We start from the raw sequence: 22,834 nt of genomic DNA on the forward strand, positions 1-22,834 counted from the left end.
TCGGCGGCCTTGATGTCCAGCCCGGCATTGCCGGCGATCTTGCCCTGATTGTTCAGTTGGCCGCTGATCTCCAGCTTGCTGGCCGCGTCCTTGCCCAGCGCCAGAATCTGGCCTTTGTCGACGTTGCTGACGCTGGCCGCCGTCAGTTGCAAATCCTTGCCCGCCTGGATCAGGCCCACGCCATTCTCCAGCTGCCCAGCCGTCAGCGTGAACTGGCCATCGCTGCCGAGCAGGCCATCGTTGCGCAGCGCGCCGCTGGCGTTCAGCTCCAGGCCCTGCAAGGCGGTCAATCGCCCTTGCGCGTTGTCGAGCTCCGCCGTCTTGACCTCGGCTTTGGCGTCGCTGTGCAGCTTGCCTTGCTCGCGGTTGTCGATTTTGTCCGCGCTCACTCGCAGCGTGTCCGCGCCGGCGTGGCTGATCTCGCCATGCCGGTTGTCGATGGCCGCAGCCTCCACGTCCAGCGTTTTGCCCTGGCTGGAGATCACCCCGTCGCGGTTGTCCAACACGCCCTGCAAGCGTACGGAGCCGGCCGCCGCGCCGCTTTGCGCGATCAGGCCGCCGCGGTTGTCCAGCGCCCTCGCCTGCAGTTCTAACTGCCCGGCGCTCAAGGCGCTTTCTTGCAGCTTGATGTCCTCGCCGGCTTGCATGCGGGCCAGGCCTCGGGCGCCCAGCTTGGCTTGCGAGGCATTCAACTCACCGCCCGTCGTCACCCGCAAATCGCCGTGGCGGGCGCCTACCACCGCCCCCTGCAACTGGGCGCTGCCCGCCTGAATGCTCACATCGCCGCCGGCCAACAGCTCTCCATGGAAATCCAGGCCCGCGCGGCTGCGCAGCGTCAGCGCGCCGGCCTCGCCCAATTTGCCGTCGGCTTGGGCGCCGGCGGCTACGCTGCCCTTGCCCGCCACCGCGGCCGCTTCCAGACCCAGCCCGCCGCCCGCCGTCAGGCTGCCTTCCAGTTGGGCCGTGTCGGCGGCGGTCACTTGCAAGGCGCCCTGGCTGCGGGTCTGGCCGCTGTGTTCCAGCTTGCCGCCGCTGTTGAGCTTGATGTCCTGCTGGCTGAAAGTCTTGCCCTTCAGCACCAGATCTCCCGCGCTAGTCAGCTGCAGATCGCCGGCCCGCGCCGCCATCTCGCCTTGCTGCTTGACGCCCACCCCGGCCTCGGTGCCCACCAGGCGGATGGCGTTGGCGTACATGCCGCCCAGTTGCGCCACGTCCAGCGCGAAGGCCGGCGCGGCGGAACCGTCGGCCGCCAGCGGTCGCGCCTGCAGGGTGTCGGCGTCCACCTGGTTGCGGCCCAGCACCAGCTCCAGTTGCTTGGCGTGCAGGTCGGCGTTCACTTGCAGCGCGCGGCTGATGATGGCGAATTTATCGACATTGCCGGCGTTCAGGCCGGCGCCGCTGATGTTGACGACGCCGCCGTTGACCTGGAAACCGGTCAACGCGCCCTGAGCGTTGAGCTGCGGCGTGCCGGTGCTCAGCATCGCTTGCTGAGTGTTGATGAAGCCGCAGCCGCTGCAACTGATGCCCCATGGGTTGGCCACCACCACTTGCGCGCGCTGGCCCGCCACTTCCAGATAACCGTTCAACTGCGAGGGGTTGGCGTGGGTGACTTCGTTGAGGATGATGCGGGCGCTGCCGCCGGCCAGATTGGGATTGCCGCCGACATAGCCGGCCAGCTGGGTATTGACGACTTGCGCGCTGTTGTTGAGCACCGCCCCTTTGGGGCCGACGTTGAACTGCTGGTACTGGTTGTGGGACACGCCGGCGGCGGTGGGGGCGGCGATCTGCACCACCGGCAACCCGTTGTTGGCCTGAATCACCGTCGGCCGTTTGCCGGCCGCCGCGCCGGGATCCGCCGCAATGTCCGCCGCCAGCGCGACGCTGCCCAGGCCGACGCCCACCCACAGCGCGCATAGTTTGAAGCCAAAGCCGCGCGCGGCGGCGAATCTCGCCCCCGCCGCATTCTGGCCTCGGCCGCCGCCCTTGCCCTGCCCGCTTGCGGTTTCCTGCACCGCCATCAGTTGGCCGCGCGCTTGGTTGAAGATGATGCGATAGAGTGTTTTATTCATGATGGCGTCGTCGAAACGGGACAGGGCCCGGCCTTGAACGCACGCTCAAGGCCGAGAGCTCGGCAAAACGGGCTTATTGCCAGAGCAGGGTCAGGTTGAAATGGGTGATGGCGGGCCGGTTCCAGCCTTGCGGCTGGCGCATTGCGCGTTCGTGGCTGAGTTCGGCGCTGAGTTTGCCCGCCAACTGCGCGCGCAGGCCGGCGGCCCAGCCGGAAAGGCTGCGGCTGCTGTCGTCGGCGTAAGCCGGATGCGACACCCGGCCGGCGTCCAAGCCCAGATAGCCTTCCAGCTGCGCGCCGGCCATGGCCGGCAGCGGCGCGCTCAACTCATTGCGCCAGTACAGGCCGCCGCGGCCGCTGAGGCTGTTGCTGTTGAAGCCGCGCACGGTGTAACGGCTGCCGATGGAAAACTGTTCCGAGGGCAGCAGCGGATCGGCGCTGTACTGGCCGCGCAGCTCGCTGCTCCAACGCCAGGCCTGGCTGCCCAAGCGCAGCGGCAGCTGCAAGGCCAGACGGCTTTGAAACAGCTCATGGCGGGCGGTGAAGCCGGAGGCGGCCGTTTGCTCTTCGTTTTGCGCGCCCCAGCCGCCGATGCCGCGCTGATAGCTAAACGAGGCGTCCAGCACCGCTTCGCCCAGATAGCGGCGATGGCTCAGCTCCAGGCCGGCGATGGTCAGATCGCGGCGCTGCTGCGCGATTTCCGCATCCTCGATAAAACTGCGCGAAGCTTTGCGGGTCAGGCTGGCCTTGAGTTCGGTTTTGCTGCTCTGGTCTCGGTGAAGCAAACGCGCCAGCGACAGCAGGGTATTGCGGCTATGGCCGCTGGAAGAGAAGGATTGGTTGACGCCCTGCACCGTTTGCCGGTAAGCGAACGCGCTATAGCTGGCGAAGGCGGTCCAATCGCCCCAGGGCAGCAGCCAGGACACGGTATGCGCCTGGCTCAGCGGGTGGGCGATATGCTCGGCGTCCTGACTCCAGGACAGGGACAGCAGGTCGTTGAAGCCGGTGGCGCCGCCCAGCAGCAAGCTGGCGTTGCTCTGCAGCCTGCCGGTGGCGGGCTGGCCGCTATCGTCCAGGCTCAGTTGCCCGGTCAGCTGGCGCGCGCGGCTGCGGCTAACCGCCACATCGCTTTCGCCCGGCTGTTCTCCGGGGACGATTTCCATCGTCGCCTGCTGGGTGGGCACCCGCCCCAGTTGTTCCAGCCCCTGCTCCAGCGCGCGCACATTGAGGATGTCGCCGGAGCCAAGCGGAAAGGCGGACGCTAGGCCGCGGTCGCCCGGCCCGTCCTTGAGCCGGATTTGATGGATGCGGCCGGGCACCACCGCCAGCCGCAAGCGCCCCTGCGTCAGGTTTTGCTCCGGCAGATACACCCGGCTGGTGACATAGCCGCGCTCCACCATCGCATTGCTCAGCTCCGCCACCACTTGGTCCAGTTGGGCCAAGCCCAGGCATTGGCCTTGCCAGCGGGCCGCCGCCGCAGGCAGCCAGCCGCGCCAGGCGACGGGCATGCCCTCCAGCGCGATTTGCCTCACCGTGAAACACGCGCCTTCATGAGCTCCCGCGGCGGCGGGCAGAGCGGCGGGACTGGGCGCGGATGGGGATTGGAGCACGTCGGGCCGCCGTTGCAGCTCTTCCCGCTGCTGCTCCAGTTGTTGTTGCTGATGCCGAAGAATGTGTTCATCCAGCGCGGCGGCGCCGGCGGCGGGAACAAGAAAGCCGCCCAAAACGGCGGCCTGAATCAGGGTATGGTTCACGGAGACTTAGAGTGATTATTTTAAATTATTTAAATGGTATTTATGTTCCCATTTTAAATAATGACAATCACAAGGTAACTACGTGAAAATACGTAACACATAAAAAAACCGGAAGCCTCGCTTCCGGTTTTTAGTCTGCCGCGTCTTGTTCCGCTCAAGCCAGAACAATGCTCTCCAGCTCCGGCAAGGCGATTTTGTGATCCTTGCTGTATTGGTAGTCGTGGAACACGTGCTCGGCGCTGAGCAGTTGATAGCCGCCGTCTTCGCGCCGGACTGTGGTGTCTTTGAGACGATAGGCGTTGTGGCCGCAGGTCCAGCAATCGAAATTGCGCATCTGCGTGCACAAACAGGTCTTGTCCCATACCTTGATGCGGCGCTCGCCGGGGTGGGCGGCCACTTCGCGGTTATAGGCCTCGATATAGGAACAGCCGCCCTTGGCGTCCAGCAGATAGCCGTAGGCCTCGCAATTGGGCCGGATGCCGTCGCCGATGGCCGGACAGTGCTTGATCATCCGCATCGGATAGCCGGTGGGCGACAGCTGGTTGACTTCGATGTCGTCCTCGTTGGCCTTGAAGTATTCCTGCTGCACCTTCTCCGGCAGACCGCATTCGCGCGCCACGGTGAAGCGGGTGGCCACTTGCACCGCGCCGGCGCCCATTTCCAGGAACTGGGTCGCATCGCTGCCGGTGAACACGCCGCCGGCCGGAATCAGCGGGATATCCAGTTGTTCGGCCCGCAGCCAGTCGCGGATTTCCACGACGATGGCGGCCAGATCGTATTGCGCCCAGTCCATGCCGAAGCCGAGGTGGCCGCCGGCCAGCGGGCCTTCCACCACCACGTAGTCCGGCAAGCGGTTGCTGCGCGCGCTCTTTTTCAGGAAGAGCTGCAGGGCGCGCAGCGAGGAGACGATGATGCCGAGTTTGGCGTCGCGAAAGCGCGGGTGGTCTTCCATCAGCGCGAAGGAACCCAGGTGCAGACCGGCGGCCAGGGTGATGCCGTCGATGCCGGCGTCCAGCGCGGCGTGCATGCGCGTGCGCAAGGTTTCCTTGGGCGCGTTCATGGTCAGCTTTTCCATGCAGTTGATGAAGACCAGGCCGTCGCCGCGTTTGGCTTCCATGGTCTTGCCCACATGCATGCGGGTGGCCTCGGCCAGCAGGCCCAAGTCGAACTGCACGACGGATTTGTCGCTGTTCTCGACATTGAATTTGTACTGCTTGAGCTTGTCTTTGACGTATTTGGTGTTGAAGCGGCGGTCGGTCACCGTGGGCACCATGGCGTCGGAAATATGGCCCACGCCGCCCAGCCTGGCCGCTTCCAGCGCCAGCGCCGAGGTGGAGATGTCCACACCCATGCCGCCTATCATGATGGGCACCAGCTCCTGCTTGCCCAGCCGCAGTCTGAAATCGTCAACGCACTTCATTAAATCAGCCTATCTCTCCTGAATGCTGGCGGGCATTATCCCCCCGCATTGTGGGAAAATCCATTTTTTTAGAGTTTTTGCTCCGAGCTCTCGGCCGGGGCCGAGACCGCCGGGCCGCAATCTGGACTTTAGCCCGCCCAAGCCACTATGCGCCCGCCAGATTGCAGCCGTGCTACGCGCCTGCCATTGAAAAAGCCGGGAGACCCCGGCTTTTTCCAGCCCGCCGACGCGCGGCGGGCATTGCGCCGGCGCTTACCAAATGCGAATGCGCTCGTCCTGAGGCTTGAACATCTTGTCGCCAGGCTTGACCTCGAAGGTTTCGGCGAAGGCGTCGCTATTGCTCGCCGCGCCGATGGCGCGGAACTCCCCCGGCGAATGCGGATCGGTCACCAAACGCGACAACAAGGCCTCGTCGCGAATCTTGGTGCGCCACACTTGGGCGAAACCGTAGAAGAAACGCTGGTCGCCGCTCATGCCGTCTATCGTCGGCGCGCGCTTGCCGTCCAGGGACAGCAGGTAGGCTTTGTAGGCGATTTGCAGGCCGGCGTTATCGGCGATGTTCTCCCCCAGCGTCAGTTCGCCGTTGATATGCTTGCCCGGCAAGGGTTCGTAGCCGCTGTACTGCGCCACCAGCTTGCCGGTCAGCTGGTCGAAACGGGCCCGGTCTTCCGCCGTCCACCAATTGCGCATATTGCCGTCGCCGTCGAACTGGCTGCCCTGATCGTCGAAACCGTGACTGATTTCATGGCCGATCACCGCGCCGATGCCGCCGTAATTGGCGGCGTCGTCCGCCTTGGCGTCAAAGAACGGCGGCTGCAGAATGGCGGCCGGAAACACGATTTCGTTCAGCGACGGGTTGTAGTAGGCGTTGACGGTTTGCGGCGTCATCCCCCACTCCTCGCGGTCCACCGGCTTGCCCAAGCGGGCCAGCATGCGGCGGTATTCGAACATCGAGCCGCGCTTGATATTGCCCACCAGATCGTCCCGCTTGATCTCCAGGCCGCCGTAGTCTCTCCACTTGTTGGGATAGCCTATCTTCAGCATGTATTTGGACAGTTTTTCCTGCGCGGCCTTCTTGGTGGCCGGGCTCATCCAGCTGAGCGTGTCTATGCTCTGGGCGTAGGCCTTCATCAGATTGCCCACCAGCGCTTCCATCTTGGCCTTGGACTCCGGCGGGAAGTAAGCCTGCACATAGAGCTTGCCCAGGGCTTCGCCCAGATTGCCCTCCACCGCCTTCACCCCGCGCTTCCAGCGCGGCTGTTGCTCCAGCGTGCCGGCCAGCGCCTTGCCGTGGAAATCGAAACGGGTTTGCGCCAGGACGCCGTCCAGATAAGGCGCGTAGGCGTCCAGCGTCTGCGCCGTCAGATAATCCTGCCAGTCTTGCAGCGGCAACGCGGCCGCCAGCTTGGCCCAGGCCTCTGCGTAGCTGGGCTGATTGACGTTGACGGCGCTGACGCCGCCGGCCTCGGCCGCGTCCAGGAAAGCCTGCCAGTCAAAGCCCGGCGCCCGCTTTTTCAGCTCGGCCACGCTCATCTTGTTGTAAGTCTTTTGCGGGTCCCGGTTCTGCACCTTGCTCCACTGGGCTTCCGCCAGCTTGGTTTCCAGCGCGAACACGCGCTGGGCGCGCTGCTCCGCGTCGGCGTAGCCGCCCAGCTTGAATAGTTTGACCAGATAGGCGCGATAGGCCTGGCGCGCCTTCTCGAAGCGCGCGTCCTTGCCCAGATAGTAGTCGCGGTCCGGCATGCTCAGGCCGTTCTGATACAGGCCGGCCAGGTATTGGCGCGCGTCCTTGGCGTCCGCTTCAACGTAAAAAGCCAAGGGCTGTTGCACGCCCAGGCCCTGCGCCGCGCCCATCCAGGCCGCCAAGGCGCTCTTGTCCTTCAAGGCGGCGATGGCCGTCAGTTCGCCGCGCATCGGCGTCAGGCCCAGCTTGTCCAGCGCGGCCTCGTCCATGAAGCTGTGATACAGATCGCCGATCTTTTGCGCCTCAGCCGACGCCTTCGGCTTGGCGGCGGCCTCCTCTATCAGCTTGCGGCTGCGTTCCAGGCTCAGATCGCGCAATTGCTTGAAAGCGCCGTCGTTGTCTTCGGACGCCGGCAACACCGCGTGCTTGACCCAGGTGCCGTTGACCGCGTGATAGATATCGTCTTGCGGACGCACCGCGCTGTCGAAATGCTGTTTGTCGATGCCGGACACGGCGCTGGCTTGCGCTTGCCAGGCCAGCAACAGGCTGGCGGCCATCAGGGCTAACTTCATTTTCATCGGGGTTCCTTTCACTCCATTTCTCTGCGGCCCTGTTTTCCTTGTTTTGGTTCCGGTGAAAATGCCGGGCCGGCTCGCAATTGCGAAATAAAGGCAGCCCGAAGGCTGCCTTTTCCTCACAAGGTGTCAAACATCAATTTCATGACAAAGACAATATATGGATCAAGACAAGTTATATAAGGTGTGCCTTGGCCGGACTCGCGGGATCACTGCACAAACTGCTCGGAGCCCACGATGCCCAATTTAGTCACACCCAAACGCTGAGATTCCGCCAGCACCATCGCCACCGGCTCATACCCCGCGTCCTTGTTCGGCTTGATGTGGAACTCCGGCTGCGGCGCCCGCGCCGCCGCTTCCGTCAGCTTCTTCTCCAAAGCCTCCCGGTTCGCCAAACGCTCTCCGTTCCACAAGATCCCGTTGTCCGCCGCAATGTCGATCTGCACCACCACCGGCTTCTCCATCGGCTTCGCCGGACTGCTCACCGGCATGTCCAGCTTCACCGCGTGCGTCTGGATCGGGATGGTGATGATCAACATGATCAGCAGCACCAGCATCACGTCGATCAAGGGCGTGGTGTTCATCTCCACCATCAGCTCGTCGTCGGACGAGCCTACATTCATTCCCATCTTGCTCTCCCTTCTAGTTGCGTGGCGGCGGTTCGGTAATAAAGGCGATCTTCACGATGCCCGCCTGCTGCACCGCCAGCACGATCCGGCCGATCGGGCTGTACTTCGCCGCCAGATCCCCGCGGATGTGCACTTCCGGCTGCGGCTCCTTCTTCGCTTCCTTCACCAGCCGCGCCAGCAGTTCTTCCTGCGTCTTCACCGGCGTGGTGTTCCAGTAAATGGTGTTGCCGGTGTCCACCCCCAGCACGATGTTCTCCGGCTTGGTCTGCGTTGGGATATTGCTTTCCTTCGGCAAGGCCATCTTCACCGTCTGCGTCACCACCGGCACCGTGATCAGGAAGATGATCAGCAGCACCAGCATCACGTCCACCAGCGGCGTGGTGTTGATCGCGGACATCACCGCGTCTTCGTCGCCCTTGCCGTGGCCTTGGCCGAATCTTGCGTTGCGCCCCTTCATCGTCGTCGCCTCAGCGCGCGTTCAGCAGGCTGGCGTGCAGGCGGCCGGCCACCACGCGCACCATGTCCAGCACCAGCTTGTTGCGACGCACCAGCCAGTTGTATCCCAGCACCGCCGGCACCGCCACGCCCAGACCGATCGCGGTCATGATCAGCGCCTCGCCCACCGGGCCCGCCACTTTGTCGATGGACGCCTGGCCGGACATGCCGATCGCGGTCAGCGCGTGGTAAATGCCCCATACCGTGCCGAACAGGCCGACGAACGGAGCGGTGGAACCCACGGTGGCCACCACCGACAGGCCGTTTTGCATATGGTGGCTGGCGGAGTCCACCGCGTCGGAGATGGCCATCGACACCCAGGTGTTGAGGTCCACGCGGCCGGCCAGTTCGCCCTTGTGTTCGGCCGCCGCTTCAATGCCGGCCGCCGCCACCGCGCTGAACATGCCTTCGTCGGCCAGTTCGCTCGCGCGTTTTTGCAGTTCCGCGCCGTGAGACGCCAGCAGTTCGCGGCCTTGCTTCAGCAGGCGGCGCTGTTCCAGCAGTTTGACGATGCCCACGTACCAGGTGGCCGCGGACATGATCAGCAGAATGATCAGGGTGCCGCGCGCGACGATGTCGCCTTGCGCCCACAGGGCGTCGATGCCGTACGGGTTGCTGGTTACGTGCGCGGTTTCGGCGGCCAGGACAGGCAGGCTGGCCAGCAGGGCCAGGGCGGCGAAGGCGGTGCGAGTGGTCTTGGTCATGCTTTGGTTCTCCTAAGAGTTGCTGTGCTCCGGTCGAGGCGCGCTCGCGCTCATTCGCCGGAGTCGAGTTTGAAGCCGAATTCCTGGCTCAACAGGCTGTTGGGTTTGCAGCTATAGCCTTGCAGCGCGGCGCTGATCGCCGACTGGAAGCCGCTGCGGTAACGCGGCGGGATGCCGCCGTCGAACGAGATGTTGGCGATGTGGCTGAAGCGGCCGTTGTCGCCCACCTGGAAGGCCACGCGCACCACGCCCTGGATCTCGTCCTGCTGCGCCTTGCTCGGGTATTCCGGGGCTTGCAGCTGGGTGCAGTTGGCCTTGGCCGACACCGGGCCCTTGGGCGCTTCCACCGCCGGGGCGGGGGTGGGCGCCGGCTGCGGCGCCGGGTCCGAGGTGGTGGACTGGATCGCATTGGCCGTGGAGGTGACCGGCGGCGGATTGACCACCGGCGGCACATAGGCTTGCGGCTTGGGCGCGGCGGTGGGCTGCACCACTTTTTCTATCTTGGGGGGCGGAGGGGGCGGAGGCGGCGGCGGTTCGCTGATGACCGCCACTTCCACTTTTTGCTGGATCACTTTGACCACGCCCTGGGCCAGGCCCGACACCAGCGCGTAGATCAACAGTGCATGGAAGACGATCACGCCGACCAAGCCCGCGATGCGGCGCTTGGGCGGGGGACCGCCGATTCCTCTGGCTGTGATGCTCGTCATGTTTATATCCACTGTCTTCTGATTCGCCCGGCGGCGGCGCGCCGCCGGGCCCGAGAACGGGACGGACCCAGTCCGCCCCATCCAGTTTCCCGCCGTCTTAGAGCTTGTAATTAGCCTTGAGGAAGAAGGAGCGGCCCATCGGATCGGTAAAGCGCGGATCGTAGTTCTGCTGCGTGGTGCGCGTCATCTGGTTGGAGTACGGCGGCTCTTGATCGAACAGATTCTTGATGCCGGCGGTCATGGTCAGTTGCTTGTTCCAGGCGTAGGAGCCGGACAGATTCCAGGTGGAGTACGGTCTTACCTGATGGAAAGGCTGCCCCTGCTTCAGGTAGGGATTGGAATCGGTGTAGCCGGACTTGTAGTTCTGCGCCAGCATCGTACTCCACGGACCATAGGACCAGCCCAGGGTCAGGTTGTGCTGCCAGCGGAAGGTGGGGCCACCATCCTGGAAAGTACCCAGGTTGCTGTAATACGGGCCGTTCTTCTCGGTCTGATAGGAGTACTTGGACAGATAAGTGCCGTCCAACGTCGCGGTGAAAGTGCCAACCGAAGTCTTGGGCAATACCCAGTTCAGCTTGATGTCGACGCCAGCGGTGCTCAGATTGCCCAGGTTGTCGTAGTCGTCGATGATGTAGGACAGATTACCGCTACTGTCGCGAACAAAACGATTCGCATACTTGGCCGGGTCGGCAAAGATGGCGCTTTCATCCAGAATATTGATCTGACCCTTGATCATGGTCCACCAGAAATCCGCGCTGGCGGTAAAGTCCTTGACCGGCTCGATCACCATGCCAAAGGAGAGCGAGGACGACTTCTCCGGCTCCAGCTTCTTGTTGCCCGCAATACGCTTATTGCGCTGCATATCAGAGCAGGCCGAGCTATCCGCGCCTGGTACCGGATTCACGCCGTCAGGGCAAGCGCCATAATCGACATAGCTACGGGTTAGCTGTAGCTGGTTCGGTCGGTAGATATTGTACAGCGACGGAGCTCGAAAGCCGGTACTGGCCGAGCCGCGGAACATCACTTGCGAGCTGGGCTGGAACTTGAAGGCGACTTTCGGGTTGAGCGAGCTATCGGTATCGCTGTAGTGGTCGTAACGCGCGGCCAGTTGCACATCCAGGTTCTTCAGCACCGGAATGTCCGCCTCGCCGTAGAAAGCGTAGGCGGAACGGCTGCCGCTGGAATCTTCAGTCTTGTCCTGGCCTGTGCTCAAAGCGTCGCGGGTCACCGCTTTGTTGTAGATCGTGCTCAAGGACTCGCGGCGCACTTCCGCACCCAGCGCGATCGCCAACATGCCGGCCGGCAGCTGCAACACTTCGCGGCTGGCCTTGATGTCGGCCATGTCGATGGTGGACTTGGCTTCCTTGGTCTGGCCGGTCATGCCCACCGAGCGCCAGACTGCCAAATTATTGCCGGACAGATCGAACGGATCCAAAGCGCCGCTATCGACCGCGGACTGCATCTTGCTCTTGCTGACGTAGCCGGAGGTCAGGTTTTCCTTGATCAGGTTTTCCGAACGGCCGATGCCGGCGCGGTAATCCCAACCGGCGATCAGGCCTTCCATATTCAGCATCAGGCGCTGCGTGACCGAGTTGGCCTCGGTCTCGCGATTGCCCAGCGGAATGGTGCGCACATACAATTTGTCGCGCTTGCTCGGGTCCACAGCGTTGGCGCGGGTGATGTCGCCGGCGGTCGGCAGCGGCGCGTTCTGCGCGGTGGTGATGGTTTCGGTCCGGGTGTACTGCAGCGACAGCTCGTGGTTGTCGCCAATGCGCTTGGTGGCCTTGATCAGGCCGGAAATCTGCTCCACCTGCGGGATGATGCTGGGATACAGGGAGTAGTACTCCAAGCATCGGTTACCCTGCTTAGCGTCACTGACGTATTGGGAAAACGGCGGGCGGCAATTCGGAGCGGACGGCGCCACCCACTTGCCGGTGATGCCATCGATATAATTGCCCGGCCATGCACTAGCGCTGGTACCAGTGAATTTGTTGACCTGATGGGCGTAGTCGCGCTGGCCCGCCATCACCATATCCTGCTTCAGGTAGTCGATGGCGCCGTAGACGTTGAAACCGTCCTGGTTCAAGTCGCCGATGCCGTAGGAGGCGTTGACGCGCTTTTCATCGCCGCCGCCGTGCTGCGGATTGGCCAGGCTGCCGCCGATGCTGAAGCCCTTCAAGCTCTTCTTGGTGATGAAGTTCATCACGCCGCCGATGGCGTCGGTGCCGTAGATGGCGGAGGCGCCGTCCAGCAACACTTCCACGCGCTCGATGGCGGACAGCGGAATGGCGTTCAGGTCGGCGGAGGTGCCGTCAATCGCCTGATTGGCCATGCGGCGGCCGTCCAGCAGCACCAGCGTGTATTGATTGCCCAGGCCGCGCAAGCTGGCGAAAGAGCCGCCGCCGGAGGACGCGCCGACCGAGGCGCTAGCCCCTTGCGACGACTGGTTGGCGGCGATGCTGTTGACCACCTGCTCCACCGTGGTCAGGCCCTGCTTGGCCAGGTCTTCGGTTTTGAGAATGGTGACGGGCAGCGCCTTTTCCTGCTTGATGCTGCGCTTGATGTTGGAACCGGTGATCTCCACCCGGTCCAGTTGACCGGAGTTCGCCTCAGCGGCGAATGCGAACGGCGCATGGCTCGCCATGCCGGCCATGGCCAGGGCAAGCACTAGCTGCTTCTTTTGACTTCTCAACTTGATTTCTCCTTAACTGCACACGGAAACCAGCAGCGCTTCTGACGAACGTTTGCTGGATACTGCAGGTCGTCGACAATCGAACGTCATGACCGTGTTTCGAGTGTGTTAAGGATTGTTGCCCCCCGTCAATATTTGTTGAGGGGCGATCCTGCTCGTCCGGCGCCCCGTTTAAACGCGCCTTTTGACGGAGAAATGCGCAAAAATCATGTTAGCGCTTGAAAATCAATAGACTATGCCCCTGATTTTTGCCAGCAGCTTTTACAGAAAGCCGCTAATTCCATGTCATTTTCCATGGTGATAACAACTTGCCATTGTTGCTTTTTTGCATTTTTACGACAAATTCGTACAAGAATTTCAGATTAGACTAATTTTGCAAAAACTTATGCATTCGTTTTTTTAATGGCAGGCATGTAAAAAAACATTCATATCCAATCTAAACCACGCCAACTTAGCTGCATGCCACCAGCCAAATTCATTCCAAAAACATAAAACCCCGCCGCGCCAAACGGCGCGACGGGGCTTGATCAAACCGCCTTGGCGAGGCTTAGAGCTTGTAGCTGGCTTTCAGGAAGTAAGCGCGCCCCACCGGGTCCGCCACCACCGGGTCAAAGCCGTACTGGAAGGTTTTGGTCTGGTTGCTGAACGGCGGCTCCTGGTCGAACAGATTGCGGATGCCGGCGGTAATGGTCAGCTTCTTGTCCCACACATAGCTGCCGGACAGGTTCCAGTTGGAGTACGGGCGCACATTATGGCCTTCATCGTTGGGATTCAGGTCGGTGTAGCCGGACGAGTAGTTCTGCACCAATACCCCGCTCCACGGCCCCTGGGCCCAGTTGAACGCCAGGCTGTGCTTCCAGCGCAAGGTCGGCTGCAGAATATTCTGATACCAACCGCCCAGCGAGCTCAGATAAGGGCCCTTAGGCTCCATTTGCTGCTGGTACTTGGAGGTGTAGGTGCCGTCCAGATTGACGCCGAAATTGCCCCAAGCCATCTTGGGCAGACGGAAAGCCAGACTGATGTCCACGCCGGCCGCGCTCAAAGTGCCCAGGTTCTGGGTGGTGGTGATCACATGGTTGAGCGAACCGTCGGGGTTGCGCACGAACTTGTCCGCGTACTTGCCCGGATCGGCGAAAATCACGCCCGGATCCAGCGCGCCGATGGTGTCCTTCACCGTGGTCCACCAGAAGTCCGCGCTGGCGGTGATTTCCTTGATCGGCTCGATCACGATGCCGAAGGTCAGCGAGCTGGCCTTCTCCGGCGACAAATTGTTGTTGCCGCCCTGCAAGGCTTCGAACTGGGTGTTGCAATCGTCCACCTTGTTGCCGCCGTTGGCCGGCGTGCCGCCCGGGCAGCGCAAGGGGTCGTTGAACTTGTTGGCGGTGTAGGTCTTGCTGTTGGGCGTGAACACGTCGTACAGCGTCGGCGCGCGGAAGCCCTTGCTGGCCGAGGAGCGGAACAAGACCTGGGGGATAGGCTGATACTTGACGGCGATCTTGGGGTTGAAGGAGCTGCCGAAGTCGGTGTAGCGGTCGTAACGCGCCGCCAGCTGGGCGTCGAAGTTCTTGAAGATGGGGATGTCCGCTTCGACATAGGCCGCGGTCACGCCGCGGCTGCCGCTGGTGGACTTGGAATCGGCGATGCCGGAGCCCAGCGCGAACTGAGCGATGTCCTGGATCTGGCTGTCCAGCTTCTCACGCCGGGTTTCCACGCCGAAAGCCGTCGCCACCATGCCGGCCGGCAACTGAAACACCTCCTTGCTGACCTTGAAGTCCGCCATCACCGTCTGATATTTGGCGATCCAGCCGTCGCCCTTCAGCTCGGTGCTCTGCCAGGCGCCCGGCGCGGAATCGCCGAAGGGGTTGATAGTGCCGTCCTGGAAGGCGGCGGCGACCTTATCGCCGTGCACATAGCCGGACTTGTAATTGATGATGGTCTTGTTCTCGGAGTAGGCCACCCCGCCGCGGTAATCCCAGCCCGCCAGCAAGCCTTCGGCGTTGAAAGCCAGCCGCTGCGTGGTGGACAGGCTCTCGGTCACGCGCGGCCCCAGCGGCACCGCGCGTGAGTTGATCACCACGTCGCTGCCGTCGGTGGGCGTGCCGTCCGGCAAATGGGTCGGATAATACTTGTCGCCCGCCTTCAGGGTGGCGATCTTGGCCAGCGGCGCCGGCGAGATGCGCGTGGTGCTCAGGTTGCGCGCCCCCATGTACTGCAGCGACAGGGTATGTTCCCCAACCTGCTTGGTGCCCTTGGCGAAGGCGGTCAGTTGCTCCACCTCCGGCGTCAAGTCCATGTAGAGGGTGGCGTTCTCGCCACAGGAGTTGGCGTCTATCGGCTTGGCGTACGGCGGTTTGCAATTCGGCGCCGTCGGGTTGTAGGCGTTGCCCTTGTAGGTGAAGTTGGACGGGAAGACCCGGCCGCTCAGATTGTCCGCGGTCAGGTATTTGTTGGCGAAGGAACGGTTCAGCGTGGTGATGGCGTCCAGCTTCTGATAACTCAGGGAGCCGTAAACGTTGTAGCCGTCCTTGTTCAGATCGCCGATGCCGGCGGTGATGCTGGCGCTGCCGGTATTGCCGCCCTTGTGGTCGGTGGACACCAGCTCGCCCGCCACCGTCACGCCCTGATAGCTTTTCTTGGTGATGAAGTTGATCACGCCGCCGATGGCGTCGGTGCCGTAGATGGCGGAAGCGCCGTCGCGCAGCACCTCGATGCGCTCAATCGCCGACAGCGGGATGGCGTTCAAATCCGTGGCGTAGCCGCCAATCGCCTGGCTGGCGACGCGGCGGCCGTCCAGCAGCACCAGCGTGTACTGCGAGCCCAGGCCGCGCAGGCTGGCGTAGGAGGCGCCGCCCGACACCGTCTGCACCGACGAAGCGCCCACCATGCTGGACTGGTTGCTGGCCAGCGAATTCACCACCTGCTCCACCGTGGTGAAGCCCTGCTTGCTCATTTCCTCGGTGCGAACCACCGTCACCGGCAGCGCTTTTTCCTGCTTGATGCTGCGCTTGATGTTGGACCCGGTGATTTCCACCCGGTCCAGGGTGCCGCTGCTCGATTCCGCCGCCCAAACGCTGCCGGCTTGGCCGCCCAGGCCTGCCAGGGCCAGGGCCAGCACCAACTTCTTCTTGCTAGTTCTCATGATTTCTCCAGTCATGTGTCTAACCTGCTTAGCGCGCTTCTCTAGACACGCTTTCGGCAGATCATCCAGCCGCAGACTATTTGTCATATGGCCTGACACGATGCTTGGAGCATTTATTACAGACGGTCAATCGACATCATGAATCGTCACATACCGTCTTTCCGCCCACGGCGGCGTCCTGGATGAAAACCGCCGCGCCGCCATCGGCCGGAAAGGCCGCCGGCAAAGGCTTACGCCCGATGGCGGCGCGCAGGCCGCCGCTGTGGCGTTTACAGCGGCGCGTTGTCATTTTGCCAATGCGCTGTGCGGCACGATATTTTTATGACATGTGTAAAAATCAGATAGACGATTAAATCAATGCATTTAACTCATGCCTGCGGAACACCGGGCCAAACAGCGGTCCATCAGGCCGGAGCCGGCTCGCAGTCCTTTAAGGAAACCGTGCGCTCCGGCTGCCCGGACAGTTGCACCCGCATCGTCCGGCCGGCCAGTTCGCGTCCTTCCAGCTGCCGCGGCTCGGCGCTGAAATTCACCGTCAAGCGGCTGCCGTCCGCAAAGCGGGTCTGTTGCGACAAGCGGTCCGGCGTCAGCCAGGCAAAACCAGTCATGGCCTGGGTCGCCAGTTGCCGGTGCAGCGGCCGGAACACCTGATCGGCGCAGCGCATCAGCGGCAGCCGCTTCTCCAGGCTCTCCGCGCTCAGGTGCCAGAGCGGCGGCGTGTTGTACAGCCATTGCGTCAGCAGATTGTCGGCATAGGCGTTGCTGAACTTCAGGTTGTCGTACAGCCAGTGATTGCTGGTGACGATGGAGTCGTGGAACGCCGCCTGGTAGAGCGGCAAGCGGTAGCCCGGCTGGTAGTAAATATTCAGATACGGCTGTTTCAGGGGCACGGAGCGAAAAAACACCTCAGGCTGATTCGCCGGAAACCAGCGGCCCAGGAAGTACGGCGATTTGGGATTTTTCTGCAGATCGGGATCGCCCCAGCCCAGCACCGGCACCTGCATGCCGTGCGCGAAGGCGATGCCGCGCGAGGTGGCGGCGTTGCCGTTTTCCGAACCCACCGGCACGCCGAAGCGGTCCCGCACCCAGGCCATGCTGCGTTCATTGCCGGCCGCCACGCCGGCCTGGCTGGTCCGCCGGCCGGGGCTGTGATCGTCGAACACCATGCCGGTGGCGTAGGCGTCCAGAAACCAGCTGTTGAAACCCAGCGCCTGATGCAGCGCCTGGCTGCGCTGACGCAAGACCGGCCGCACGCAATCCGGGTTGGTGTAATAGCCGGACTGCTGGAAGCCGCTCTTGCGCCGGCCGCTGACCAAGGTAATGCCGCAGTTCCGGTACGCGGCGGCGCCCTGCTGCGCCGTCAGCCAATCCTCGCGCTGCCCCGGCGGCAAGGCGGTTTCATAGGAATCGTAGGCCGCCATCAGATAGCCGGCGCGCACGCCCGCCTTCATCGCTTGCGGCTGCCACAAGCCGCCCTCCCAATTGTCCATGCCCAGCCACAGGCGCTCCAGGCCGGCCGCGCGCAAGGCCCGCAGCGTGCGGAGCGACAAGCCGCCGCCCCAATCGTCAGGCTCGCCCAAGGCCGCGCCGAACACTTCCCTCACCTCACGCCGCAGGCGGCGGTAAGGCTCGGCCAGCTTGTTCCACGCCGGCGCGGCGCTCAACCAGCCGGCGCGCGCCTCCGCCGTGGCCGCCTGATTGAAGGCCGCCAACAGCGCCCGGCGCTGGTAGGCGTCGGGCCGGGCCGAGGCCGTCCGCAGCGCCGCGGCGGCTTCGGCGTCGAAGCGCCCTCGCAGCCGCCGCGCCAGCGCGCTGTCGCCGCGCAGCAAGCTCAGCCAGCGCCCCCAGTCGCGCACATCCTCCGCGCCCAGCACATCGTTGCCCCATAGATAGACATGGCTGGCGCCCACCAGCTTGGCGGTTTCCGGCTGCGCGCGCATCTTGTCGGCCAGGCTTTCGAAACGCCCCGCCCCGATCAGCCATTGCCGATAACGCTTGGCCCCGGCCAAAAGGTCCCCGTCCGCCAGATGCAAGAGCAAGGTCATCGGCTCCCGCCGGTTCAAGGCGTTGAAATCATGGCTGAGCGCCAGCCCCAGGCCGGCGCCGTCCCGGCTTACCTTCAAACGGTTGTTAAAGGGATTGAGCAGCAGCCAATGCAGGCTGCTCGCGCCGTAGTCCATGCCCCACAAGGGCAGGCTGAGGTTTTCCGAGGTGTTTAGCCCGTCGCCGGCGAAGCGCGGCAGGAAATCCAGCCACAGCGGGTCGCCGGCCGGCGCATAACTGCCCTCGGCCAAGGGCAGCAGCAAGCCGCGCCCCATCGCCGCCGCCGGCTGCAGCAGCAGCGGCACGGTCTCCGCGGCGCCGGCTCCGGCCTGAACCGTCAGCGTCAGGTCCGGCCCGTCCAGGCGCGCGCTCAAGCGATAACGGCCGCGCTCCCAGGACCAGGCGGCGCCGGCCGCGTCCGCGTTCAGATCCACCACCGCGCGCGCCGGGCCGCCGCTCGACACCGTCAGCGGCGGCTGTCCGGCCGGCGTCGCGGTCACCGCCAGGGTGGCCGGGTCCAGCGCCACCCTCCATTGCGCGTTCTCCAGCCGGATCTGCGCCCAGGCGCTCAGGGGCAGACACATCGCCGCCAGCGCAAAAACAAGGGAATGAGGGGATATCGGCATTGCGGGCACTCTCCGTATGGGAATCAAGACGGAGAGATTAAAAAGGCAAAGGCCGCCCCGATTGTCAGGCCAATGTCAGGATTTCAGCGCGGCCCCACCTGACGGTGCGCCAGCCTCAACACCAATTGGCCGCGCGCCTCGGCGCGCACCAGGGCCACGCTCTGCCATAGCTCGCCCCGGCCGGGCGGCCAGCGCAGCGCCTCGCCCAGCTCGCGCCGCCGCCACCAGACAAAGCCGTAGTCGCTGCGACGCAACAGCGATTGCTCCAGCCAGGGCTGGGCGCAGGCCGCACGCGGCGGCGGCAAGCGCGACACCGCCAGCGGGCTGCGCGACAGCCAATCCAGATTGGCCACCTCAGGCAAGGCCAGCTCGGCCTGCCATTGCCGGCCGGCGGCGCTGAGCTGCAAGCGGTAAGCGCCCGCCGCCAGGGGCCGGCTCAGGTCCGCGCTTTCCAGGCGGAAGCCTTGGCCGTCTTCCCGCTCCAGCAAGCCGCCGCGCAGCAGATCATGCCCCTGAGCGTCCAATAGCCGGGCGTCCTCCAGCGCGCCGCGGCCGCTCAGCACCACCCGGTAGGCGCGCGCCAGCGGCATGTCGCGCTGCGCCAGTTCCAGCGTCAGCTGCGGCAGCCAGGCCGGCAGCGTCAGCGGCGCGTCCTTGCCGCAGTGCTCGGCGCTCAGCGCCGCCAAGGCCTGCGCCCAGGCTTGCCGCTGCGCCTGGCTGCGCAAGGCCGGCCAGCTTTCGGACAGCGCCTGCCAGGCGGCCGCGTTGTCCGCGCCCAGCAAGGCGCGGTTCAAGGCCTCCAGCGGATCCGCGACGGCCGGCGCGGCCAGCGCCAGCCACAAACACCATGCGCGCAGCATCAGTTCTTCTCCAAACGGTAGCCGACGCCGCGCACGGTTTCGATGGCGATGCCGGGCAGCTTCTGCCGCAATTGCAGGATGTGAGTGTCCACGGTGCGCGTGGACGGAAAGCTGTCGTAACCCCAGACCTGATTCAGCAATTCGTCGCGGCTCATCACTCGTCCGGCCATGCGCGCCAACAACGCCAGCAGTTCGAACTCGGTGCGCGTCAACGCCACCTCCCGTCCTTGCCAGTTCGCCGATTGCCTGGCCGGCTGCAGGCTCAAGGCCCCCAGGCTCAGGCTGCCGTCGCCCAAAGGCCGCAACTGGGCGCGAATCCGCGCCAGCAACTCGGCATGGGCGAAAGGCTTGCTCAGATAGTCGCGCGCGCCCGCCTCCAGCCCGGCCACCCGGTCGCCCACCTCCACCCGCGCCGTCAGCACGATCACCGGCAAGGCTTTCTGCGCCAGCCAGCCGGGCAAATGCCGCAGGCTGTCGCCGTCCGGCAGGCTGCGGTCCAGGATGACCAGATCGGCGCGCAGCCACTGCGCGGCCGCATCCTCCGCCCGCCGCAGCCACAGGCAGCGATAACCCGCGTCCTCCAGAAAGCGGCTCAGGCCGTCGCCCAGCGTTGCGTCGTCTTCAATCAAGAGCAAGGTGTTCATCGCGGGGAATCCTGTCGCGGCGCCCGCTTGACGGGCAGTTGCAAGCTAAAGCGCGTGGGCGGCCCGGACAGGCTCAACCGGCCGCCCAGCCGCTTCAGCACCCGCCGGACGATGGCCAGGCCCAGCCCCATGCCCTCGCCGCCGCCGTCGCGCCGCGCCAGTCGGCGCAGCCGGTAATCCCTCAGGCGGCCGCCGTCGCACACCGTCAGCGTCAAAGTGCGGCCGTCCCAATCCGCCAGCACGCGCCAGGGCGGCCGGCCATGCCGGCGCGCATTGGCCAGCAAATTGTCCAGGCACAAGCCCAGCCAATAGGCCGGCAACAGCACGGTCGCGTCCTCGTTCAGACAAAACGCGGCCTGATGCCGCTCCGCGATCGCGTCCAGCCATTCCGCCAGCCGCACCGCTTGCCGCCCTTCGTCCAGGCGTTCGGCGGACAAGTAATGGCGGCTGGCTTCGGCCAACTGACGCAGGCGGCTGACGCCGCCGGCCAAATGTCCGAACTGATCTTGAGCGGAATCCGGCAGGCGGTCGAAATCCCGGCGCAGCCCCTCCACCACGCCGGCCAGGCCGGCGATGGGGGTGCGCAATTCATGAGTGAGCATCTGCAAGGCGAAACGCCGCTCCCGTTCCAGGCGCCGCCGCTGCCAGGCCAGCCAGCCGCCGGCGGCCAGCGCCAGCCCGGCGAGGCCCGCCAGTAAAGCCCGCCAGGGCCAGGCCGGCGCCGGCGTCGGGTTCAAGCACAGTCCGTCCTGGCGCTCCGCGCAGGCGCCCGCGCCGGCCGCGGACACCCTGACCCCGGCCGCTTCCGCCCGTTCCCGCCAGGCGGCGGCCGGGTACAGCCGCCATTGGCCGTCCCGCAGCCGCCACAGCGCGCCGTCCTGCCACAGCCAACGCGCGCCGGCCAGCAAGGCGTCCAGATTGTCGTCCGACAGCCCGCCCAACAGCCCCAGATCGTCGTCGCGTTCGCGCACATGCAGCCAGTCCGCCACCGCCGCCCGCGGCCGGCCCTGCCGCCAGTGCGCGGCGCTGCTGCCGCCCAAGGGATGAACCGGATGCAGGCGCAGCCAGTCGTCCGGCAGACGTCCGTCCGCGCAGCGCCGACGTTCGAAATCCCGCCACAGCGCCGGCAGGGCAGACAGATCCCCCTCGCAGCGGCGCTCGTGCGCCTCCAGCTGCCGCAAGGCGCGCAGGCTGTAGCGGGACCAGGCCGGCTGCAACGACGCCGGCGCGATCAGCCCCTCGTCCAGCGACTGAATCCGCGTCAGCGCCAAAGACCGCGCCGGCCGCGACTCGGCCAAGGCGGCGTCCAGCCGCGACGACAGCTCGCCGGCCCAGGCCGCGTGGCAGATCAATAGGCAACAACACAGACGTAGCTTCATGCGCCGCATTATACGGAAAACCCGCCGCCGCTCGGCTGACAGGCCGGCGCGAATCCGCTAGCATGCGTTTCCGGCTCATGACACAAGATCGGCATCCCCGTGAAAGCAGGCTTTTCCTTCTTCGCCACCCGGCGCTTCTTCCCGCTGTTCGGCACCCAGTTCCTGGGCGCCTTCAACGACAATCTGCTGAAAACCGCCATCGTGGTGCTGATCAGCTTTCACGGACTCAGCCTGGCCGGGCTGCCGCCGGAACAACTGGTCAATCTGGCCGCCGGCGTGTTCATCCTGCCCTTTTTCCTGTTTTCCGCCACCGCCGGCAAATTGTCGGAGCGCTACGACAAGGCCGCCATCGCCCGCTGGATCAAGCTGGCCGAGATCGCCATCATGCTGCTGGCCGGAACCGGCTTCTTCCTGCACTCCGCCGGCCTCTTGCTTTCCGCGCTGTTCCTGATGGGCGCCCACTCCGCCTTTTTCGGCCCGCTCAAATACTCGGTGCTGCCGCAGTATCTGAAAGAACAAGAACTGGTGGGCGGCAACGGCCTGATCGAGATGGGCACTTTTCTCGCCATCCTGATCGGCCAGATCGGCGGCAGCATGCTGACCAACGGCGGCCCTCTGCTGATCACCGCCACCTTGCTGGCCACCGCCATGCTCGGTTACGGCGCCAGCCGCGAGATGCCGCCGGCCCAGCCCGGCGCGCCGCAGCTGAAGCTGTCCTTCAACTTCCTCAAAGACTCCGTGCTGCTGATGCGCGACGCCTGGCGCATCCGCGACGTGCGCTGCGCCATCCTCGGCATTTCCTGGTTCTGGCTGATGGGCGCGGTCTACACCACCCAGCTGCCCACCTTCACCCGCCTGCATCTGGGCGGGGACGCCGCCGTCTACACCCTGCTGCTGGCCTTGTTCTCCATCGGCATCGGCCTGGGTTCGGTGGTGTGCGCCAAGCTGTCGCAAGGCAAACTGCAACTGGGCATGGTGCTGGTGGGCAGCGTCGGCATGACGCTGTTCGGCGGCGATCTGGCGCTGTCCGCGCTGCCGCACTACCGCGGCGAGCTGATCGGCCTGGCCGATTACCTGGCCCGCGCCGGCAGCTGGCGCAATATGGTCGACGTGGCGCTGCTGGGCTTCTTCGGCGGCTTCTTCACCGTGCCGCTGTACACCTGGCTGCAAACCGCCAGCCCGGATGATTTCCGCTCCCAGGCCGTGGCCGCCAACAATATCGCCAACGGCTTCTACATGGTGGCCGCCGCCATCGGCAGCGCGCTGGCGCTGAAGCTTTACGACAGCATCGCCATCCTGCTGCTGGCCACCGCCGCGCTCAACATCCTGGCCACCCTGCACCTGCTCAGCGCCGCGCCGGTGATCTGGCGACAGCGGCTGGACTGGCTGCGCGCGCTGCGCGACTGAGACCGGCG

At 64.6% G+C, this 22,834-nt stretch carries 15 protein-coding genes; 1 reads left to right on the top strand and 14 read right to left on the bottom strand.

From position 1 onward, the window contains the following. The 14 genes from ACODSD_RS19265 to ACODSD_RS19330 all read right to left on the bottom strand — a co-directional run. A partial coding sequence (locus ACODSD_RS19265) for a two-partner secretion domain-containing protein (RefSeq protein WP_488878069.1) occupies nt 1-2,069 on the bottom strand: 2,069 nt, incomplete at its 3' end. Between the two features lie 73 nt (nt 2,070-2,142). Continuing rightward, a complete protein-coding gene (locus ACODSD_RS19270; protein WP_488878070.1) occupies nt 2,143-3,822 on the bottom strand; it encodes a ShlB/FhaC/HecB family hemolysin secretion/activation protein in 1,680 nt (559 codons plus the stop codon). A 154-nt stretch (nt 3,823-3,976) separates the two neighbouring features. Then, entirely contained in the window at nt 3,977-5,242 is a 1,266-nt protein-coding gene (locus tag ACODSD_RS19275; RefSeq protein WP_235089053.1) for a nitronate monooxygenase, read from the bottom strand. Between the two features lie 252 nt (nt 5,243-5,494). Continuing rightward, nucleotides 5,495-7,504, bottom strand: a complete 2,010-nt coding sequence (locus ACODSD_RS19280; protein ID WP_488878071.1) for a M13 family metallopeptidase — start codon at nt 7,502-7,504, stop codon at nt 5,495-5,497. A gap of 206 nt (nt 7,505-7,710) precedes the next feature. Further along, entirely contained in the window at nt 7,711-8,130 is a 420-nt protein-coding gene (locus tag ACODSD_RS19285; RefSeq protein ID WP_227103648.1) for an ExbD/TolR family protein, read from the bottom strand. Between the two features lie 13 nt (nt 8,131-8,143). After that, the gene (locus ACODSD_RS19290) at nt 8,144-8,587 is read right to left on the bottom strand and encodes an ExbD/TolR family protein (RefSeq protein ID WP_227103650.1); all 444 of its coding nucleotides are present in this window, start codon (nt 8,585-8,587) and stop codon (nt 8,144-8,146) included. Nucleotides 8,588-8,597: 10 nt separating this feature from the next. Next, nucleotides 8,598-9,329 (bottom strand): MotA/TolQ/ExbB proton channel family protein, encoded by a 732-nt coding sequence (locus ACODSD_RS19295; protein ID WP_081576016.1) that lies wholly within the window; start codon nt 9,327-9,329, stop codon nt 8,598-8,600. A gap of 50 nt (nt 9,330-9,379) precedes the next feature. Then, on the bottom strand, nt 9,380-10,036 hold the full coding sequence (locus ACODSD_RS19300) for an energy transducer TonB (RefSeq protein WP_227103654.1): 657 nt from the start codon (nt 10,034-10,036) through the stop codon (nt 9,380-9,382). A gap of 97 nt (nt 10,037-10,133) precedes the next feature. After that, nucleotides 10,134-12,728, bottom strand: a complete 2,595-nt coding sequence (locus tag ACODSD_RS19305; protein WP_488878072.1) for a TonB-dependent receptor plug domain-containing protein — start codon at nt 12,726-12,728, stop codon at nt 10,134-10,136. 547 nt (nt 12,729-13,275) lie between these two features. Beyond that, the gene (locus tag ACODSD_RS19310) at nt 13,276-15,867 is read right to left on the bottom strand and encodes a TonB-dependent receptor (RefSeq protein ID WP_488878073.1); all 2,592 of its coding nucleotides are present in this window, start codon (nt 15,865-15,867) and stop codon (nt 13,276-13,278) included. 404 nt (nt 15,868-16,271) lie between these two features. After that, complete coding sequence (locus ACODSD_RS19315; RefSeq protein ID WP_488878074.1) at nt 16,272-18,536, bottom strand: glycoside hydrolase; 2,265 nt, start codon at nt 18,534-18,536, stop codon at nt 16,272-16,274. 83 nt (nt 18,537-18,619) lie between these two features. Next, nucleotides 18,620-19,396, bottom strand: coding sequence for a DUF2861 family protein (locus ACODSD_RS19320; RefSeq protein WP_488878075.1), 777 nt, complete (start codon nt 19,394-19,396; stop codon nt 18,620-18,622). After that, nucleotides 19,396-20,040, bottom strand: coding sequence for a response regulator transcription factor (locus ACODSD_RS19325; RefSeq protein WP_107799444.1), 645 nt, complete (start codon nt 20,038-20,040; stop codon nt 19,396-19,398). Before ACODSD_RS19325 ends, ACODSD_RS19320 begins: the two co-directional genes overlap by 1 nt. After that, nucleotides 20,037-21,419, bottom strand: a complete 1,383-nt coding sequence (locus ACODSD_RS19330; RefSeq protein WP_488878076.1) for an ATP-binding protein — start codon at nt 21,417-21,419, stop codon at nt 20,037-20,039. The genes ACODSD_RS19325 and ACODSD_RS19330 overlap by 4 nt, the downstream gene beginning before the upstream one ends. A 99-nt stretch (nt 21,420-21,518) precedes the next feature. On the opposite strand from ACODSD_RS19330, the gene ACODSD_RS19335 reads away from it, so the two are divergent. Further along, nucleotides 21,519-22,826, top strand: coding sequence for an MFS transporter (locus ACODSD_RS19335; RefSeq protein ID WP_227103668.1), 1,308 nt, complete (start codon nt 21,519-21,521; stop codon nt 22,824-22,826). Nucleotides 22,827-22,834 lie beyond the last annotated feature (8 nt).

This window comes from Chromobacterium sp. FG22 (assembly GCF_057809415.1).